Source organism: Henriciella aquimarina (genome assembly GCF_002088975.1).
Taxonomy (GTDB): domain Bacteria; phylum Pseudomonadota; class Alphaproteobacteria; order Caulobacterales; family Hyphomonadaceae; genus Henriciella; species Henriciella aquimarina.
On the sequence record NZ_NCST01000116.1, the window covers coordinates 181,104 to 199,535 of the forward strand.

The window sequence follows — 18,432 nt, forward strand, 5'->3', positions numbered from 1 at the left end:
CTGGCGTTGGGGAAAGGAGCAACCAGCAAGCGCTCCTTCTGCCAATGGATGTCACGCCCCAGACCGGGCCGCCCCACGGTTTATCCGTGGGGTCCAGCTTTCCCAGGTCTGCTCCAGGACAAATCTCCGGAGATGGGCACCACGGACAGGCCGTGGTGAAGCACTCATCAATCCTCTGCCCCGTCAGGAAACAGCCGGCGATGCAGATAGGTATATTCGAGCGCCGTACGCCGCGCGGTTTCCTTCTGGTTGGCCGCCGCCGAGTGCCCGCCGTCGATGTTCTCATAGTAGAGGAAAGGCTTGCCGCTCTCCTCGAAGAGTTTCGCCATCTTGCGCGCATGGCCCGGATGGACCCGGTCATCCTTGGTCGAAGTCAGGAAAAAGGGCGTCGGATAATCGGCGTCCGGATCGAAATTGTGATAGGGCGAGATCGTTTCCAGGAAGGCGCGCTCCTCGGCCACGTCCGGAGAGCCATACTCGTCCACCCACGAAGCGCCAGCCAGCAGCTGATCGAAGCGCAGCATGTCGAGCAGCGGCACCTGGATGACGACCGCGTCCCACAAATCCGGGCGCTGGGTCAGCATCACGCCCATCAGCAGCCCGCCATTCGAGCCGCCCATGATGCCGAGATGCTCGGTCGAGGTGATGCCCCGGCCGATCAGGTCTTCGCCAACGGCGATGAAGTCGTCATAGATCACCTGGCGCTTGGTCTTGAGACCTGCCTGGTGCCAGTCCGGGCCGAACTCGCCGCCGCCACGGATATTGGCGAGCACATAGGCCCCGCCTTCGTCCAGCCAGAGCCGCCCGCGCACCGCCGAATAGGACGGGTTCAGCGAAACCTGGAAGCCGCCATAGCCATAAAGCAGCGTCGGGGTGGAGCCGTTCAGCGGCATGTCCTCACGGTGAATGATGAAATACGGGATCTTCGTGCCGTCGCTGGAGGTCGCGAAGAACTGCTCGACTTCGAGCCCCGTCGTGTCGAACTTGGCCGGCAGGCTTTTCAGCGGGCTGATCTCGCCGGTGGCCACATCATAGCGCAGGAGCGAATCCGGGGTCAGGAAGCCCTCATAATTGAGGAAGACCGTGTCGACATCCTTGTCGGCAAAAGCGATGCCCGACTGGCCCTTGCCCGGCAGGGCGATATCGCTCGTCGTCCAGCCGTCCGCACCGGGCTCGAGCCTCAGCACCTTGCCGACGACATTCTCGTTGATCGACAGAAGTGCAGCGCCGTCAGCAACCGCGATGCCGTTGACGGCCTGGCTTTCATCCGGGTGGAAGACCAGCGAGACCTCCGGCAAGGCGCGGGTTTCGAGGAAGGTGTCGAGATCGAAGGCGACGACATCGCCGGACTTGAACGTCTTGTCCTGGCCTTCGGGCGCCCAGTCCTGCTGCAGCGAGACCATGAACTGGCCCTTATAGATGCCTTCCGGAGAGGATTTCGGCGGGACCGGCCATTTCACCGGCTCGCTCTCGCCATCCGGGAACCAGTAATAGCTGGAGGTGAAGAAGGTGTCGGCAACGACCGCGCCCTGAAGCCGCGTGCCGTCTTCCTTTTCGAGCACCATTGGAAACACGCCGACATCCTTGGGCTCGCCGCGCAGCACCTCTTCGGCCTCTTCGAGTGGCGTGCCGCGCGTCCAGCGTTTCACGATGAAGGGATAGCCGGACTCGGTCACCGTGCCCTCGCCCCAGTCGGTCGCGATCAGGACGGTATCGGCATCGACCCAGGACAGGCCCTGCTTGGCTTCCGGGGTGGTGAAACCGTCCTCGACAAATTGCTTGGTCTCAAGGTCGAACTCGCGCTGGATCACCGCATCCTTGCCGCCGTCCGACAGCGACACCATGCAGAGCCATTTGCCGCCATCTTCCGGCTGAAAGCAGTTCGCGCCCTTATAGACCCAGTTCTTGCCCTCTTCCTCGGCCAGCTTGTCGAAATCGACGATGGTCTCCCAATCGGGATTGTCGGTGGCATAGCTTTCCAGCGGCGTGCGCCGCCACAGGCCGCGGACATTGGTCTCGTCCTGCCAGAAATTATAGACCCAGCCATCGCGGATCGTGCCATAGGGAATCCGCTCATCGGAGGTCAGCACGTCGAGCGCGTCCTGATAATAGGTGTCATAACGCGGATCGGAGCGGACATCCTCCAGCGTGCGCTCATTCTGGCCCCGCACCCAGTCGAGCGCGCGTTCGCCCTCGACCTCTTCGAGCCAGAGATACGGATCGGTTTCGCCGGTCGGCAGGTCGATTGGCGCGTCTTTGGTCGCGGTTTCCTGGGGTGCGGTCACGTCGGCCTCGGCCTCCTCATCTGTCAGTTTGGTCTGTTGGCTGGACTGGCATGCCACCACCAGCAGAATGGCAGCCGCCGCTGTCATGGATATGCGCATATCGACGCCCTTTTGCGATGAATCATCTGTTTTTAACACCGTAACCCTACTCTCAATTGCAATATCGCAAACAGGGGCGGCGCATGAAGACCACTAGACGGCTTACACCATGAGCGATCGAAACATCCTGATCCTGTGCACCGCCAATTCCGCCCGCTCGATCATGGGCGAGGTGATTGCCTCCTCGCTGCCCGGACTGAAGGGCTATAGCGCCGGGTCCACGCCGCGCGGCGAGGTCAATCCCATGGCGCTCGCCGTGCTCTCGGCGAAAGGCCACGATATCGGCGGGCTGCGCTCAAAGAGCTGGGAAGAATACGCCGCACCCGGCGCCCCGCACATGGATGTCGTCATCACCGTCTGCGACAATGCCGCCGGCGAGGCCTGCCCCTACTGGCCGGGCCACCCTGTGCAGGTGCATTGGGGCCTGCCGGATCCCGCCAGTGTCGATGAAATGGCCAAGCAGCGCGCTGCTTTCGAGGACACCTATTCCAGCCTCCGGAAACGTCTCGAGAAACTGGCCGCCCTCGACTTCGATCATCTGAACGAAACCGAACTGCGCGAGGCCGCGCAGGCCATCCATACACAGCGCTAAGACCGGCCTGACCGCTGTGCTTCAGGCCAGGACGGTCCGCCAGAAATCAACCGATGTCTCGATCAGGGTAAGCGACTCGCGGATCGAGGCCGCCTGCTCCGCCCCCACCATGGAGGGGCGCACCGGCTGGGTAAGGATCAAGTGACGCACCAGCCCAGCGGCCACGAGAAGGCCCTCCGGCAGGCCCGCCCGGTCTACCGACAGCCCGTCTGCGCCTGGGTGCATGACGCTGTTGCGCGCCTCGACAATCGCCTGGAACGCACGGTGATCGGCCGGTTTCAGCGGCGCGGTATAGGGCTGGGCGAGGTGATCCTTGTTCGCCACACGCGCCACCAGCTCGCTCGGCCCCGGCATGGCCGGCAGCTCTGCCCCGGCCTCGGCCAAGGCCAGCGTGGCGACCTGTTGCACCATCAGCACCGCGCCCGTCAGAAGCCAGGGCACCGACGTCTCATCTTCCGGCGCGAGCGCGGCGTGGACGGCGGTAAAGCGCGCCGTGTCGTCAATCTGCTGGATCAGCGGGATAGCCATGGCCTCCCTCCTAAGCCGGGCGGCGGGCGATGACCACCACCCGTCAGCTTCCGCAGGCCGCCGCAACCGCCGCTTCGATCGCCTCTGCGAAGCTTTCGGCCTTGTAGCAGCGCAGGCTGAAGATGCGCTCACGGGTCTCGATCTCGATGATGTTGGTGAACAGTGCCTTGCGCCAGTGCACGCCGGTGACCTCGACCAGCGGAATCGTGAAAGCGAGCGCTTTCGGATTGCTGTGGAAGTGCCGGTTCAGCGCATTCGCCTCGAAACGCAGCGCCTCCGGGCTCAGCCAGGCATTGCCGCCGACCCAGAGCCCGCCCATCGCCTTGCTTGCCACCGCCCCGGTAAAACCGGCCATGCCCTTGGCCTTCGCCTCGGGGATGAGGGCGTTGGCCATGCGCTTGTCGATGACATTCTTCGGCTTGCTCATGGCCTTGTCCGCGTCCTCATCGTCCGGCCCGGAATATCAGGCGCCAGATCGCCTCCTCATGCAAGATCAAATAGAGGCTGGATTTGGAAGGCGAACCCATGCAGGCTTGCCCGCATGATCCCGCTGTCGCGCAAATCCCCCGTCCCGCCTGCCCAGTGCAATCTCGCCAAGGCCGTCGACCTGATCGGCGACCGCTGGACGCTGCTCATCCTGCGCTCTGCGCTTTATGGCGTGCGCCGCTTCGACGATTTCCAGAGTGAGCTTGGCACCCCGCGCACCATCCTGTCGGGCCGGCTGAAGAACCTTGTCGAGCAGGGTCTGCTTGCCAGACGCACCTACAAGTCCGAAGGCCGCCGCGCCCGGCCGGAATATGTCCTGACCGACAAGGGCGAAGCGCTGCGACCGGTCCTCATCGCGCTGACGCAATGGGGCGACCACTGGCTGGACTGCGACGGCCAGCCGCCGATCAGCTTCACCGACATGCAGAGCCGCCAGGCCGTACATACCGCCTTCGTGACCGATGACGGACGGGAAGTGCCGAGTGAAAATTTGCGGATTGTGCTGCGCCGGTAAGACTTACCGCGCCCGGCCCCAGATGTGCAGCGGGTCGAAGGCGCCATCCTCGGCAGCCGCCCTGAGTTCCTCGATCTGGCGTTTGACCGGGCTCTCATCGCCGGAATGGCCGTCGACATAGATGGCTGCGTCCAGACGGCAGATGCGGCTGAACAGGTATTCCGCGCTCTCGACAAGATCGAGGAAATGGTCCGGCAGGCCGCGCCCGCGCTGCTTGGAGGCGTCCAGCGGCGGGCCATCGCGATAGATCCGGTATTTCTTGGCCAGCGCATCCTCACGCGACATGTCCCCGTCGCGCACGGCGCGCTGCATGACGAGCCAGCTTGCCGCCTGCATCAGTTTCGAGGTGAGTTCCATGCTCCAGGCCGCATAGGTGAGCCCCGCCTCGCGCGGCAGCTTCTGCGCCATGTCCCGGCCCGGCCCGTCGAGATAGGAGGCCGTCTCCTCGACCAGTGCCATGCCGTCAGCGAACACTTTTTCGAAGACACGTGTGGCTGTGAAATCCGGCAGATCGCCGAAGTCATCGTCATGGGACTCGTCGTAATTGGCAGCCATGTGGTCTCTTTCCGGGCCTTCGGTCGGGTGTGGTGCGCCGCAAACCGGCCAGGGCCGCGCGCGCAGGAAGTCTATTCGCCTGCAGGTTTAAGGGGTCTTAAAGTTTCGGACTTTCAGGATTTGAAAATGTCGTCAGCCGCCGATTTATGCGCCTGCTTCTTCTCGATCTCCGCTTCGCAGGCCACGATATCGGCCTTCAACGCTTCGATCCTTTCTTTCAGCTCATCGACGGACATCTTCTCCAGGTCGAGCTTTGCGGGTCTCGGGGGGTCGTCGTCGAACATTGATTGCGCGCCTCCATGCCTATAGGCCTGTGCCCCATAAGCAAGGACAGACGCGCGGGGAAATCAAGCGCCGATTTGGCAGCAACCCAGCCGCGATTACAGGAGAATGCCGATGAGCGAGATGATGAAAGCCGTGATCGCCGCGGAAGGCGAAGCGCTCAAACTGGGCGAGGTCACGCGGCCACAGCCCGGCCCGCACGAAGTGCTTGTGAAGGTTGCCGCCGCCGGCCTGAACCGCGCCGACCTCGTCCAGCGAGCCGGCCATTACCCACCCCCGCCCGGCGCCTCCGACATCATGGGCCTGGAATGCGCCGGCACCGTCGCGGCGGTCGGTGAAAAGGTCACGAAATGGAGCGAAGGCGACCGCGTCTGCGCCCTGCTCGCCGGCGGCGGCTATGCCGAGTTTTGCGCAGTCGATGAAGGCTCGCTCCTGCCCGTGCCGGAGAACCTCACCCTGCAACAGGCGGCCGCGCTGCCGGAAGCGATGATGACGGTCTATGCCAACATCTTCATGCGCTGCGCCTTCCAGAAGGGCGAGACCATCCTGATCCATGGCGGCACGTCCGGCATCGGCTCCATGGCGATCCAGATGGTGAAGGCCGCGGGCGCCAGCGAAATCTGGACGACGGCCGGCTCGGCGGAAAAGTGCAAGGCCGCCGAAACGCTCGGCGCCACCCGCGCGATCAATTACAAGGAAGAGGATTTCCAGGAGGTCGTGAAGGATGGCGGCGGCGCCGATGTCATCCTCGACATGGTCGGCGGCGACTATGTGCAGAAGAACATCTCGGCGGCGCGCGTGAACGGGCGCATCTGCAACATCGCCTATCTCAAGGGCCCGAAGGTCGAGCTCAACCTGATGCCGCTGATGCTGAAACGGCTGATCCTCACCGGCACGACGTTGCGCGCGCGGCCCGTCGAGGAGAAGGCCGAGATCCGCGCGGCCGTCGAGGAGCGGTTCTGGCCGCTGGTCGCGCGCGGCGACATCCGCCCCGTCATCGAGCAGAGCTTCGATTTCAACGAGGCCGAAGCCGCTCACGCCCTGATGAGCAAGGGCGGCCATATCGGCAAGATCCTGCTAAGTGTGGGGTAAGGAAAAGGTGTGCACTGAAGGTCTGCGGCCTCACTACAAAGCCCATCTTCCCAATTCGGCGCTTAGCCTCTATAATCCTCAGCGTTAGGATTTTTTCCCTTCCTGGAACCTGACCGCCCGGCCCGAAAGGCCGGGCGGCTGCGTTTCAGGCGCTAACCAAACGGAGCCCAAAATGGCCGATATTCTGATGCCCAAGGCGACGGCCGTCTGGCTGATCGACAACACGACGCTCTCCTTCGAGCAGATCGCCGACCTGTGCGGCCTGCACAAGCTCGAGGTGAAAGGCATTGCCGATGGCGATGTTGCCGAGAACATGCGCGGCGTCGACCCGATCTCTCGCGGGGAACTGACACGCGAGGAAATCCGCAAGGGCGAGGAAAACCCGGACTATCGCCTGCATGTCGCCGAATCCAAGATCGCGCACATCCCGCAGCCCAAGCGCAAGGGTGCCCGCTACACCCCGGTGGCGCGGCGCCAGGACAAGCCGGACGCCATCGCCTGGTTCATCCGCAACCACCCGGAAGTAACCGATGCGCAGATCTCCAAGCTGATCGGCACGACCAAGGCGACCATCACCAATGTGCGCGACAAGACGCACTGGAATTCGCCGAACATCAAGCCGGTCGACCCGGTGACGCTCGGCCTCTGCTCGCAGATCGAGCTTGACGAAGTCGTCAACAAGGCCGCCGACCGCCGCAAGAAGATGGATGCCCAGAAGGCGCAGGAAATGGACGGGCCGGGCCTGAAGCCGGCGGAAGATGCCGACGCGCAGACCAATGCCGTCGACGACGATTCCCCGAACGCCGACGACATCTTCTCGGCCTTCAAGAGCTAGACGCTTTCCTCTCTGACGGATCGATTGAAGCCCGCCCGCGCACCTTGCCGGGCGGGCTTAATTTTTCTTGTCACCAATTTTCCTGACCGCATCGGCGAGGCTGTGGCGGGCACTGCCAGGGCGCAGGGGCGTCGGCTGGCTTTCATGCGGCGCCCAGCCCGACAGCCAGATGACGTTGAACGTCGCGCGCACCTTGCCATCGCGGTCGCTATAGCGCTCGGCATAAAGCTCACTCATTCGCGCCAGGACCGCGCGCGACAGCGGGCGACGCGGAGCTTTTTCATTGCGCGCAAAGGCGGCCTGCTCACCCATCCCCTTGATATCGCCCAGTAATTTTATTGGGTCTGGATAACGCACTGTGATTGGGTCGAGATCGACCACCGGCAAGGCAAAGCCGGCCCGCTGCATCAGCGCCGCCATGTCCTGCAGGCCGGGCAGCGGCGACAGGCGCGGCGCCGCGCCTCCGGTCAGCTCGCTTTCCGCCTCGATCAGGCAGGATCTGAGTTCGCTTAGCGTACCTCCTCCGAAAAGACAGCCCAGGAAGAGCCCGTCGGGCTTCAGCTGCTCGCGGATGCGCGTCAGCGTGCCCGGCAGATCATTGACCCAGTGCAGGCTGAGCACGCTGGCAACGAGGTCATAACTCGCCGGCGCGAAGGGTGCGCCCTCCATATCGAGCTGGCCGGCCGAGAGCCCCCTGGCCTGCATCGCCGCGACGAAGCGCGCAGACATATCGACCGCGTCGACCTGCTTCACACGTCCGCTGGCCATCAGCTTTTCAGCCAGCCGCCCGTCATGCGCGCCGAAATCGAGGGCCCGCTCGAAACTGTGCGTGGAATCTTCCAGCCGTTCGATGAGATGACTCGACTCTCGCTCTTTCAGAAAGGCATAGTCGCTGAACTCCGGCGCGGCCCTGTCGCGGTGCAGGGCAACGAGGCCGGGATCGAAGAGTTTGGGTGGGGCGGGTGCCATGAGCCTCGATATGCATCGCTTGAGGCGTGTCGCAAAGACCGGATTGCGGTCCATGGGTGACTTTATCTGGCCACAGCGCTCGCTCGTGACCGGGACAAGCCATGCCGGACAGGGGCTTATCCCGCCCGAGGATTTCGCTCGCCTGACCTTTCTCAACGGCACGGGCTGCCGCCAGTGCGCACTGCCGCTGGAGACCGATCTCGGCGAGGTCAGCCTGTGTGGCGCCTGTGCAGCGAAGCCGCCGAAATGGCAGGCCGCCCGCGCCGCGCTGCAATATGACGACGCCGCCCGCAAGCCGATCCTCGACCTGAAACGCGCCGGGCGCCGCGACGGCCTGGCAACCTTCGCGACCTGGATGGCGCTTGCCGGGCGCGATGTGCTCGAGACCGCCGACCTGATCGTGCCGGTGCCCCTGCACTATCGACGGCTGACCACACGCGGCTTCAACCAGTCCGGCTGGCTGGCCCAGGCGCTGGCCCGGCACACCGGCCGGGCCGTTGCCGTCGATGCCCTCCGGCGCCACCGCCCGACGATCAGCCAGGGCGGCCTCTCTGCCCGGGCGCGGCACAGCAATGTTCGTGGCGCCTTCCAGGTCAGACCCTCGCGGGCAGCTGAGGTTGAGGGGGCGCATATCGTGCTGGTCGATGACGTCTATACGACGGGGGCGACCCTGACGGCCTGCACGCGTGCCCTGAAAAAGGGCAAGGCCGCCTCCGTCAGCGTGCTGGTGCTGGCGCGCGTTGTCAGGCCCGGTGACGTCACCATATAGAAGGCATTCCAGTTTCTAATGTGGAGCCAGAATGCAAAAGGTCACCGTCTATACACGCGCCATGTGCCCCTACTGCACCCGCGCCATCACCCTTCTCCAGAAGAAGGGCGTCGACTTTACCGAAATCGATGCCGGCATGGATCCGGCGAAAAAGCAGGAAATGGTCCAGCGCTCGAATGGCGCGCGCACCTTCCCGCAGGTCTTCGTCGGCGACCGGCATGTCGGTGGCTGCGACGAGCTGATGGCGCTGGAGCGCGAAGGCAAGCTCGACCCGATGCTCAGCGAAGCCTGAAGCAAGGGACGCAGGCTGCGCTCATGATCCGCTATGCTCTGATATGCGATGATTGCGAGGCCGAATTCGATGCCTGGTTCGGCTCCTCATCCATTTTCGAGACCCAGCGGGAGAAGGGCCTGATCGCCTGCCCGGCCTGTGAGGGCCACCATGTCCGCAAGCAGGTCATGGCGCCTTCGGTGCGTCCCTCGGAGAAGGCCGGCGCGTCGGACCCGGAAAAGGTGTTCGGCAAGCTCGCTGCCAAGGCGCGCCAGCATATCTCCGAGAATTACGACTATGTCGGCGACGGCTTCGCGGAAGAAGCGCGCTCGATGTATTATGGCGAGCGCGAGCACAAGCCGATCTGGGGCGAGACGACCCAGGAAGAGCGCGATGCCCTGAAGGAAGAGGGCGTGCCCGCCGAGCCGCTGCCGCCTGCTTTCGTCCCGCCGAAAAAGAGCGACAAGTCGAAGCTGAACTAGGCGTCCGCGCCTTGCCTGCGGCAAATGAAACGCAGATGCGACGAGCTGGCCGCTTGACGGCGGAAGCTGTCTTTATAAAACAGCCTGAACTGAGCGACGGAGAAGGCCCAATGGCTTCGAGCGAATACACGCACGGCGAAATGAAGATCGACTCCCAGTCGAAGATGTATGGCGGCTTCATGAAGGCTGGCACTTGGGGCGCCCTGATCCTTCTGATCACGGTCGGCTACATGACCTTCACACTGGCTGTCGGGCTGAACTGGCTGGCATCGCTCATCCTGTGCGCCGGCGCCGGGATCGCCATCGGGGCCTTCATGGGCTTCGGCGGCGCCTGGATCGCGACTGTGATCGCCCTGTCGGGTCTGGCAATCTTCATCCAGATCCTGATTCTGCTGTTCAGCATGGTGCTTTAAAGCCCCGCTCAATCGAGCGACCGCGCCCAGGCCCTCACATCCTCGACAAACAGGTCCGGCACTTCCATCGCCGCGAAGTGCCCGCCTTTTGCCATGTCCGACCACCAGGTGATGTTGTAGGCCCGCTCGCACCAGCTGCGCGGCGGCGGCGTATAGATTTCCTCGCCCGGATAATTGGCAAAGCCTGTGGGGACCTCAACGCGCTGGCCCTCTGGCAGGGCGACGCCGCCCTCCATGAACAGGGCCGCATAATACCAGACCGACGTCGCGATCGCGTCATTGACGAGATAGAGCATGACATTGGTGAGGAGCTGGTCCTTCGAATAGACGCTGAAGAGATCGCCATCCGTCAGGTCCGACCAGCCATGAAACTTCTCCAGAATCCAGGCAGCCGTGCCGACCGGTGAATCCATCAGCGCCATGGCGAGCGTCTGCGGCTTGGTCGCCTGCTGCATGAAATAGGCACCTTCGGCCTGCATCGCGGCCTGGCTCTGGGCCATCCACTGTTTCTCCGTCTCGCTTTGCGGGGTGGCCGGCGTCGGACGAAAACCGATCATGTTGAGATGGATCGCGCGACAGCCGCCGCCATGCCCGGCCGCCTGGTCGAAGCCAAGCCATGACGTGACCAGCCCGCCCCAGTCGCCCCCTTGGGCGAGATAGGTCTCATAACCCAGCACATCGCGCATCAACGCGTCGAAAAGCTCGGCCGTCTTGCGCTGCCCGAGTGGCGCGGTCGGCTTCCCGGAAAAGGCATAGCCCGGCAGGGAGGGAATGACGAGGTCGAAGGCATCTTCCGCCTTGCCGCCATGCTGTGACGGATAGGCCAAGGGCCCGATCGCCTCGTAGAATTCATAGAAGGACCCCGGCCAGCCATGCGTCAGCAGAAGCGGGCGTTTGCCTTCGGCCTCGCCGACAATGTGGAGGAAATGGAGATCGAGCCCGCCAACTTCGGCCTTGAAGTGCGGCCAGGCATTGAGCCTGGCTTCCATGGCGCGCCAGTCATACCGCTCCAGCCAGTAGGCCTGGATGTCCTTCATGACGTCGGTGGCCATGCCGAACTGCCAGGGGCCGCCGACGTCCGGCGCCGGGAACCAGCGATAGGCCGCCACGCGCTCACGAATGCGCGACAGCGTTTCATCGCTAATGTCGATGGTGAAAGGGCGCGCGCCAGCCATGGCATCCTCCTGCTTTTTAATCAGGAGAGCATGACGGCTTGGGGCCCGGCGTCAATTTCACGCCGGGGAAGGCAAAGACCTATTCGGGATAGCCTTCATTAACGCGGTTGAAGCGGTCGGCGGTCGCGCCGCCAGCGGCTGTCACCGCGCCGACGAGTCCGAGGACCAGGAGCGCGAGAAGCAGGCCGTACTCGACAGCGGTCGCTGCCCGCGTATCGCCACAGTATCTCAGAACTAGATGCCGGACCATGAGCCCACCTTTTAAAAGCGCGCCGCCAGATCCTCGAAAAGCGGGACATCGGCCGGCGGCGCGGGAAAGTCTGCCAGAGCAGCCGGACGGACCCATTCGAGGGCCTGACCCTCGACCGGGACCGGATCACCGCTCCAGTCGCGCACTTCGAACAGTGGCATGAAAAGGTGAAAGCCGGGATAATCGAAACTGGCAAAATTGAGCGGCCTCAAATCTGCCGGTTGAACGCCAATCTGTAGTTCTTCTTGCAGCTCCCGGCAAAGCGCGTCTTCCGGCGTCTCGCCGGTTTCGACTTTTCCGCCCGGAAATTCCCACAGGCCCGCCATGGATTTCCCCTGCGGCCGCTGCGCGAGCAGGATACGGCCGTCGGCGTCGAAAATGGCGGCGGCGGCGACGAAAACGAGCGGTTTCGTCATGTCCGGTAGGCCCCGTTGATGTCGACATAGGCATGTGTGAGGTCGCAGGTCCACACCGTCCAGGCCGCATGGCCGGCGGCGACGTCCACCCGGATCAGGATCTCGTCCTCGGCAAAATGCGCTGTGGCTGTGGCTTCCTGATAGCCGGGCGCGCGCATGCCGCCCTCGGCCACGAGGTGATCGCCGAACCAGATCCGCATCTCGTCCTTGGAAATCGGCTCCAGCGACTTGCCGACCGCCATGACGATACGGCCCCAATTGGCGTCGCCGGCCGCAATCGCCGTCTTGATCAGCGGCGAGTTGGCGATGTGCAGGCCAATGGTCTTGGCCGATGCTTCGGAGACAGCGCCTTCGACGCGGATCTCGACGAATTTAGACGCGCCTTCGCCATCCTTGACGAGCTGGTGGGAAAGATCCCGCAGCACGCTGGACAGGGCGTCGCGGAATCCCTCAAGGCGCGGATCGTCCACCGTCTCGATCAGCGGCGCGCCCGACGCGCCCGTCGCAAACAGCATACAGGTATCCGACGTGCTGGTGTCGCCATCGACCGTGACGGAGTTCAGCGTCCGGTCGACATGGTCGCGCAGCAATGCGTCGAGCACATCCGGGGTAATCGCGGCATCGGTGAAGACATAGCAGAGCATGGTCGCCATATTCGGCATGATCATGCCTGAGCCCTTCAGGATACCGGCCAGCGAGACGGTTTCGCCGCCGATCTCGCAGGTCGCGCCGGCGCCCTTGGGAAACGTGTCGGTGGTCATGAAGGCCCGCGCACAGGCCTCCCAGTCCGGCGCAGCGAGCGCGGCCTTCAGGGTGGGCAGCATCTGACCGACATAGTTCGGGTCCGGCAGCGGCTCACCGATGACCCCGGTGGCCGACAGGAAGCATTCTTCGCGCGGCACGCCGAGCGTGTCGGCCATGGCCGTCAACGTCGCCTCGTTCTTCAACACGCCGGCCTTGCCGGTAAAGGCGTTGGAGTTGCCCGCATTCGAGACCACGGCGCGTCCCTTGCCCTGGCTGGCCTTCAGCGCCTCGCGGCACCAGTCGACATCGGCCGAGGCGGTATGCGAGCGCGTGAACACCCCGGCTGCGCTGGTGCCTTCCGGCATCAGGAAGAGGAAAACATCGTCCCGCTCGACCCCGCGCCTGGCATAGAAGCCGCGCGAGGCCGTTGCCGCCTGGACGCCCTTGACCACCGGCAGGGCCGGGAAGGCAGCCGGTGCGAAAGGAGAGGGTTTGAGCTTCATTGTGCCGGCCCCTGCCCGGTATCCTCGGCGCCGTCTTCAGCCTCGTCCCCGGTGGGCGCGGCGTCTTCCGTGCCCTCCTGCGGGACAGCTGTCTCTTCGCCTGCTGCCGGGCCATCACCAAGGTCAGACGGATCATCGAGATAAGAGAGGTCCGGCGGGCCACCGTCCCGCTGCTGGATGGAAGCGTCGGCGCGCAGCTGGCGCAGGATCTTGCTGATTTCGGTGAAGGTCAGATAGGTGACGATCTCCGGGCGCATCTCCTCCTTGGTCTTGGGCGGTTTGGTGCGCCGCTCCTCCACCTTCAGGATGTGCCAGCCCTGTTCGGACTCGAAGGGTTCCGACATCTCCCCGGCGGAAGTATCCGCGATCACGGACGGGAACGGGTCGATCATTTCGTTCGGCGAGACCCAGCCGAAGGAGCCGCCATCGAGCCGGGTTCGGGTGTCCTTGGAATATTCGAAGGCCAGCGAGGTGAAGTCCTCGCCCGAGCGTGCCTTGTCGAGCACGTCCTGGGCCTCTTCCTCGGTCTCCACCAGGATGTGACGGATGCGCACCTCGTCGTCGAGTTGCTGCAGCTTGACCTGCTCGTCATACATCTTGTCGATCGCCGCATCGGTCACCTCGGTCGAGACGAGGTTTTCCATCAGGAAATTGCCGAGCAGGCGCTCGCGCGCGGTTTCGAGGCGGCGCTGCGCCTTGGGCGAGCGGTCGAGGCCGCGGCGGACAGCTTCCTGGGCGAGCAATTTCTGGTCGATCAGCTGGTCGAGCACCATCTGGTATTCGGTATGGTCCGGACCGAACGCCTCGCCCGGCTCGATGCGCCCCTGGGCGACGGCCTCCAGTTCGACGTCGGAGATATAGATCGGCTCGCCATTGACCACCGCTGCGGTGGAAGCGTCGAATCCGACCGCGCGCCGGGAGGGCGAACTGCTGTTTTCTCCGCACCCGGGGATCGCCACGAGACCGGTCAGGGCGAGTGCGAAAAGTAGAAAACGACAGGATTTCATCCGATTTCCCTTGTGTTGCTGCTACAGCCGTCCGCATTGACACCCATACAGGGGGTTCTTAAGTCTCCCGCGGGAACTGGTCGAGAGGTTAGTTTGCCCGGCGCGCACACGGAATCATCGGTGTGCACCTCCTGTAAATGTGTTCAAGGCAGGAGGGCCTTCTCAAGTCAACAGCGCAGTTCGGTGCCCGTTCAGATGCTTTCAGTTGCCCGCAAAATATTCGGCTCATCCAACGACAGAAGAATCAAGCCCATGCGCAAGCGCGTTGAGAAGATCAACGCGCTTGAGCCACAAATGGAGGCCCTGTCGGATGAGGAGCTCAGCGCCAAGACCGACGAGTTTCGAAAGCGCCTGGAAGACGGCGCCACCCTCGACGACCTGCTGATCGAAGCCTTTGCCGTCGTCCGCGAGGCTGCCAAGCGCACCCTCGCCATGCGGCATTTCGACGTCCAGCTGATCGGCGGCATGGTGCTGCACAATGGCGCCATCGCGGAAATGCGCACCGGTGAGGGCAAGACGCTTGTGGCGACGCTGGCGGTCTACCTCAATGCGCTGGCCGGCAAGGGCGTCCACGTCATCACCGTCAACGACTATCTCGCCAGCCGCGACGCCGAGTGGATGGGCAAGATCTACGGCTTCCTCGGCATGACCACGGGCTCCATCGTGCATGGCCTGGACGACCAGCAGCGCAAGGCCGCCTATACCTGCGACATCACTTACGGCACGAACAATGAGTTCGGCTTCGACTATCTGCGCGACAACATGAAATACTCGCTCGACCAGATGGCGCAGCGCGGCCACGCCTATGCCATCGTCGACGAGGTCGACTCCATCCTGATCGACGAAGCGCGCACACCGCTCATCATTTCCGGGCCGACCGACGACCGCTCCGACCTTTACCGTACCATCGACGCACTGATCCCGAAGCTCGACGACGAGACCGATATCGAACTCGACGAGAAGCAGCGCTCCGTCATCTACACTGAAGATGGCATGGAGAAGATGGAGCAGATGCTGGAAGAGGCCGGCCTGCTCGAAGGCTCCCTCTGGGACCCGCACAACATCACCATCGTGCACCACGCCAACCAGGCGCTGCGCGCGCACAAGCTGTTCCACAAGGACAAGGATTACCTGCTCAAGGACGATCAGGTGATGCTGGTCGACGAGTTTACCGGCCGCATGATGGAAGGCCGCCGGCTGTCGGAAGGCCTCCACCAGGCGATCGAGGCCAAGGAAGGCGTCGAGATCAAGCCGGAGAACCAGACGCTCGCCTCGATCACCTTCCAGAACTATTTCCGCCTCTATGACAAGCTCGCCGGCATGACCGGCACGGCCATCACCGAGGCCGCCGAGTTCGCCGACATCTACAAGCTGGAAGTCTTCCAGCTGCCGACCAACAAGCCGATCCAGCGGATCGACGAGGACGATGTCGTCTACCGCGTCGCAAGCGCGAAGTATCAGGAGATCGTCAACGAGGTGCGCGATGCGCGCTCCAAAGGCCAGCCGGTCCTGCTCGGCACCGCGTCCATCGAGAAGTCCGAAATCATCTCCACTCTGCTCACCCAGGCCAAGATTCCGCACAATGTGCTGAACGCGCGCCATCACGAGCACGAAGCCGAGATCATCGCCGAAGCCGGCATGCCGGGCGCCGTTACCGTGGCGACCAACATGGCCGGGCGCGGCACCGACATCCAGCTCGGCGGCAACTATGAGATGCGCTTCTGGAAAGCCATCGACACCTTCACCGAAAAGAACGGACGCGAGCCGACCGAAGAGGAAGAAAAGCAGCTTTCCGAGGAAGTGCTCGCCGCCATCGAGGTCGGCAAGAAAGAGGCGCTGGCCGCAGGCGGCCTCTTCGTACTGGGCACCGAGCGCCACGAAAGCCGGCGCATCGACAACCAGCTGCGTGGCCGGACCGGCCGTCAGGGCGACCCGGGCAAATCGAAATTCTTCATTTCGGTGGAAGACGACCTGATGCGCGTCTTCGCCGCCGACCGCCTCAACTCGATCATGAAGAGCCTTGGCATCAAGGAAGACGAGGGCATCACCCACCCCTGGATGAACAAGGCGATCGAAACCTCGCAGAAGAAAATCGAGCAGCGCAATTTCGAGATCCGCAAGAACGTCCTCAAATATGACGACGTCATCAACGATCAGCGCAAGGCGATCTTCGAGCAGCGCCGCGAATTCATGCATGCCGAGCAGGTGACCGACGTCGTCACCGACATGCGCCACGACGTCATCGACAACTGGGTCGCCGGGGCCATGCCGGAAAAGGCCTTTGCCGAGCAATGGGACGTCGAGGGCCTCACCGAGACGCTGAAGAACGAGGTCTCTCTCGAGCTGCCGATTGCCGAGTGGGCCGCCGAGGAAGGCGTTGCCAACCAGGAGATCGCCGAGCGGATCCGCGTCGCTGCCGACCAGGCCTTCGAGCAGAAGGTCGAGCAGGCCGGCGCCCAGCAGATCCGCGCCATCGAGAAGCAGGTCCTCCTGCAGGTTCTCGACGGGCGCTGGCGCCAGCACCTGCAGCACATCGACCAGCTGCGCTCGGTCATCCACCTGCGCTCCTATGGCCAGCGCGATCCGCTGAACGAGTTCAAGGAAGAAGCCTTCAAGCTGTTCAACGAACTGCTGGACACGATGCGCACCGAAGTCACGCGCATCCTGATGAATATCCGCATCGCCCCGCCGGCGACCGACGAACAGAAGGCCCAGCTGGCCGCCGCGCGCGAGCAACTGCTGCAGCGCGAGCAGGCCCGTCCGCCGATGCAGGAAAGCCATCTCGACCCGGATACGGGCAACAATGAGATGACCCCCGACAAGATCGAGAAGCCGGGCGAAGTCCAGCAGCCCGGTCCGCCGCTGCATCAGGCCGAAGATGACTGGTCGAAGACCCCGCGCAATGCGCCCTGCCCCTGCGGCTCGGGCAAGAAGTACAAGCATTGCCACGGCTCGCTGACCGGCGCCGACCAGCAAAGCGTCTAGAACACTGTCCGTCTCTGACACGGGAGGGCCGCCCGCTTCGGGCGGCCTTTTTTATGCGGTTGGCTCAAAGTCCAGGTGCGGGTCGTCGGCCAGGGCATAGGCGACGTGGTCGCGCAGCTGGCGGGTAATCTCGGCGGCGTCCCCGCTCAGCTTCTCCGGCGGGATCATCGGCCCGAAGGCCATCTCGAACTCGGCGCCCTTCTTGTTGAGCAGTTCGTGGAAAAGAGTGATGTCGCGCAGCTCGCCATTGATCTCGCTCAGCTTATAGAACAGCCAGGAATTGCGGGCGCTGACATGCAACGGCAGGACCGGCGCCTTCTGCTTGCGCGCCAGGCTGACGGCGGTCGAGAACCAGTCCTTCTCGGTCAGTACACCGTCCACCTTCGAGGCGAGCTTGCCGGACGGGAAGATGACGACGCATTTTTCCTGCTCGAAGGCTTCAGCCGCCCGGCGCAGCGTCTCGCGCGTCTTGGCGGGCGTGCGCTTCTCGGCCACCCATTCGACCGGGATGATGACATCCTGGAATTGCGGATTGACGCGGATGGCGTCGGCATTGGCGAAGAAGACGATGTCCTCGCGCTTGCGGATCAGCGCATCCCAGACCGCCACCCCGTCAGCCAGGCCCGTCGGGTGATTCGCAACGACCACAACACGGCCGCTCTCCGGCAGGCGGTCGAGATGGGCGAGGTCGAGGCGCACATCGAGGGTCTCAGACAGGAAATCAAAGGACTGGCGCCCGTTCAGCGTCATAAGCGTGTCGGCCATATTCCGCGCCTTGCGGTAGCCGAGCATGGCGTACAGCACGCGGCGCACGGCCGGCCAGCTCCAGTGACCGGCAAAGCTCGGGCAGCGCTCCTCGATCAGCGTATCGACAATATGCTGGTCGGGCTCCTCGATCTCTCTCAGGAAGGCGGAGGTAGAAGGATTTTTTTTGATGACATCTTCCGTCATGAGACTTTCTGCCAGGGCGCCAAGGGGAACGAGAAGTCTCCCTCAAACCCTTACTTTATCACAGATTCTTACGGTGCAACCCATCCGGCTGCGGCATGCCAACGCTTTGATTTGTAAACAATTCAGCAAGTTTCGCTTTACCAAGCCGTAATGCCAAGCTGCCAGATTGGCACACAAGCAAGGGGGAGCGCTGATGGGCTCCGGGTCTGGACCAGATAGGGTAGAGTCA

General features: G+C 63.4%; 21 protein-coding genes. 9 read left to right on the top strand and 12 right to left on the bottom strand.

Annotated features, from left to right (window positions below; genetic code table 11):
- Nucleotides 1-167 precede the first annotated feature (167 nt).
- Nucleotides 168-2,384 carry a prolyl oligopeptidase family serine peptidase gene (locus B8784_RS18415; RefSeq protein WP_084399346.1) on the bottom strand — a complete coding sequence of 739 codons (2,217 nt, stop codon included), beginning with the start codon at nucleotides 2,382-2,384 and terminating at the stop codon, nucleotides 168-170.
- Nucleotides 2,385-2,493: 109 nt separating this feature from the next.
- On the opposite strand from B8784_RS18415, the gene B8784_RS18420 reads away from it, so the two are divergent.
- The gene (locus B8784_RS18420) at nucleotides 2,494-2,976 is read left to right on the top strand and encodes an arsenate reductase ArsC (protein WP_084399349.1); all 483 of its coding nucleotides are present in this window, start codon (nucleotides 2,494-2,496) and stop codon (nucleotides 2,974-2,976) included.
- Nucleotides 2,977-2,997: 21 nt separating this feature from the next.
- Here the strand turns inward: B8784_RS18420 and B8784_RS18425 are convergent, their stop codons facing one another.
- Both B8784_RS18425 and B8784_RS18430 read right to left on the bottom strand, forming a co-directional pair.
- On the bottom strand, nucleotides 2,998-3,504 hold the full coding sequence (locus B8784_RS18425; protein WP_084399351.1) for a hypothetical protein: 507 nt from the start codon (nucleotides 3,502-3,504) through the stop codon (nucleotides 2,998-3,000).
- A gap of 43 nt (nucleotides 3,505-3,547) precedes the next feature.
- A complete protein-coding gene (locus B8784_RS18430) occupies nucleotides 3,548-3,931 on the bottom strand; it encodes a hypothetical protein (RefSeq protein ID WP_084399354.1) in 384 nt (127 codons plus the stop codon).
- 114 nt (nucleotides 3,932-4,045) lie between these two features.
- On the opposite strand from B8784_RS18430, the gene B8784_RS18435 reads away from it, so the two are divergent.
- Nucleotides 4,046-4,504 carry a winged helix-turn-helix transcriptional regulator gene (locus tag B8784_RS18435; protein WP_084399356.1) on the top strand — a complete coding sequence of 153 codons (459 nt, stop codon included), beginning with the start codon at nucleotides 4,046-4,048 and terminating at the stop codon, nucleotides 4,502-4,504.
- A gap of 3 nt (nucleotides 4,505-4,507) precedes the next feature.
- Here B8784_RS18435 and B8784_RS18440 read toward each other — a convergent pair whose 3' ends face one another.
- Nucleotides 4,508-5,059, bottom strand: a complete 552-nt coding sequence (locus B8784_RS18440) for a DUF1465 family protein (RefSeq protein ID WP_084399358.1) — start codon at nucleotides 5,057-5,059, stop codon at nucleotides 4,508-4,510.
- Between the two features lie 113 nt (nucleotides 5,060-5,172).
- A complete protein-coding gene (locus tag B8784_RS18445) occupies nucleotides 5,173-5,343 on the bottom strand; it encodes a DUF1192 domain-containing protein (RefSeq protein ID WP_084399359.1) in 171 nt (56 codons plus the stop codon).
- Between the two features lie 112 nt (nucleotides 5,344-5,455).
- Between B8784_RS18445 and B8784_RS18450 the strand changes: the two genes are divergently transcribed.
- Nucleotides 5,456-6,433 carry an NAD(P)H-quinone oxidoreductase gene (locus B8784_RS18450; RefSeq protein WP_084399361.1) on the top strand — a complete coding sequence of 326 codons (978 nt, stop codon included), beginning with the start codon at nucleotides 5,456-5,458 and terminating at the stop codon, nucleotides 6,431-6,433.
- Between the two features lie 172 nt (nucleotides 6,434-6,605).
- Entirely contained in the window at nucleotides 6,606-7,268 is a 663-nt protein-coding gene (locus B8784_RS18455; RefSeq protein WP_084399363.1) for a DUF1013 domain-containing protein, read from the top strand.
- Nucleotides 7,269-7,325: 57 nt separating this feature from the next.
- Here B8784_RS18455 and B8784_RS18460 read toward each other — a convergent pair whose 3' ends face one another.
- Entirely contained in the window at nucleotides 7,326-8,237 is a 912-nt protein-coding gene (locus B8784_RS18460; RefSeq protein WP_084399367.1) for a methyltransferase domain-containing protein, read from the bottom strand.
- A 52-nt stretch (nucleotides 8,238-8,289) separates the two neighbouring features.
- Here B8784_RS18460 and B8784_RS18465 point away from each other — a divergent pair, with 52 nt between their 5' ends.
- The 4 genes from B8784_RS18465 to B8784_RS18480 all read left to right on the top strand — a co-directional run bounded on the left by B8784_RS18465 (nucleotide 8,290) and on the right by B8784_RS18480 (nucleotide 10,172).
- On the top strand, nucleotides 8,290-9,006 hold the full coding sequence (locus tag B8784_RS18465) for a ComF family protein (RefSeq protein ID WP_233356234.1): 717 nt from the start codon (nucleotides 8,290-8,292) through the stop codon (nucleotides 9,004-9,006).
- A 31-nt stretch (nucleotides 9,007-9,037) separates the two neighbouring features.
- A complete protein-coding gene (gene grxC / locus B8784_RS18470; protein WP_084399373.1) occupies nucleotides 9,038-9,298 on the top strand; it encodes a glutaredoxin 3 in 261 nt (86 codons plus the stop codon).
- Between the two features lie 23 nt (nucleotides 9,299-9,321).
- Entirely contained in the window at nucleotides 9,322-9,759 is a 438-nt protein-coding gene (locus B8784_RS18475) for a DUF1178 family protein (protein ID WP_084399375.1), read from the top strand.
- Between the two features lie 110 nt (nucleotides 9,760-9,869).
- Nucleotides 9,870-10,172 carry an aa3-type cytochrome c oxidase subunit IV gene (locus B8784_RS18480; protein WP_084399377.1) on the top strand — a complete coding sequence of 101 codons (303 nt, stop codon included), beginning with the start codon at nucleotides 9,870-9,872 and terminating at the stop codon, nucleotides 10,170-10,172.
- A gap of 8 nt (nucleotides 10,173-10,180) precedes the next feature.
- Here the strand turns inward: B8784_RS18480 and B8784_RS18485 are convergent, their stop codons facing one another.
- The 5 genes from B8784_RS18485 to B8784_RS18500 all read right to left on the bottom strand — a co-directional run bounded on the left by B8784_RS18485 (nucleotide 10,181) and on the right by B8784_RS18500 (nucleotide 14,267).
- Nucleotides 10,181-11,347: an epoxide hydrolase family protein gene (locus B8784_RS18485; RefSeq protein ID WP_084399380.1), complete on the bottom strand. Its 1,167-nt coding sequence runs from the start codon at nucleotides 11,345-11,347 to the stop codon at nucleotides 10,181-10,183.
- A gap of 79 nt (nucleotides 11,348-11,426) precedes the next feature.
- The gene (locus B8784_RS21425) at nucleotides 11,427-11,597 is read right to left on the bottom strand and encodes a Flp family type IVb pilin (RefSeq protein ID WP_143435624.1); all 171 of its coding nucleotides are present in this window, start codon (nucleotides 11,595-11,597) and stop codon (nucleotides 11,427-11,429) included.
- An 11-nt stretch (nucleotides 11,598-11,608) separates the two neighbouring features.
- Nucleotides 11,609-12,013: an 8-oxo-dGTP diphosphatase MutT gene (gene mutT, locus B8784_RS18490; RefSeq protein ID WP_084399383.1), complete on the bottom strand. Its 405-nt coding sequence runs from the start codon at nucleotides 12,011-12,013 to the stop codon at nucleotides 11,609-11,611.
- A complete protein-coding gene (argJ, locus tag B8784_RS18495; protein WP_084399384.1) occupies nucleotides 12,010-13,260 on the bottom strand; it encodes a bifunctional glutamate N-acetyltransferase/amino-acid acetyltransferase ArgJ in 1,251 nt (416 codons plus the stop codon). The genes mutT and argJ overlap by 4 nt, the downstream gene beginning before the upstream one ends.
- On the bottom strand, nucleotides 13,257-14,267 hold the full coding sequence (locus B8784_RS18500; protein WP_084399386.1) for a peptidylprolyl isomerase: 1,011 nt from the start codon (nucleotides 14,265-14,267) through the stop codon (nucleotides 13,257-13,259). Before B8784_RS18500 ends, argJ begins: the two co-directional genes overlap by 4 nt.
- 195 nt (nucleotides 14,268-14,462) lie before the next feature.
- Between B8784_RS18500 and secA the strand changes: the two genes are divergently transcribed.
- The gene (gene secA / locus B8784_RS18505) at nucleotides 14,463-17,252 is read left to right on the top strand and encodes a preprotein translocase subunit SecA (RefSeq protein ID WP_084399535.1); all 2,790 of its coding nucleotides are present in this window, start codon (nucleotides 14,463-14,465) and stop codon (nucleotides 17,250-17,252) included.
- A 51-nt stretch (nucleotides 17,253-17,303) separates the two neighbouring features.
- Here secA and B8784_RS18510 read toward each other — a convergent pair whose 3' ends face one another.
- The gene (locus B8784_RS18510; RefSeq protein WP_084399388.1) at nucleotides 17,304-18,203 is read right to left on the bottom strand and encodes a 1-acyl-sn-glycerol-3-phosphate acyltransferase; all 900 of its coding nucleotides are present in this window, start codon (nucleotides 18,201-18,203) and stop codon (nucleotides 17,304-17,306) included.
- Between the last annotated feature and the right edge of the window lie 229 nt (nucleotides 18,204-18,432).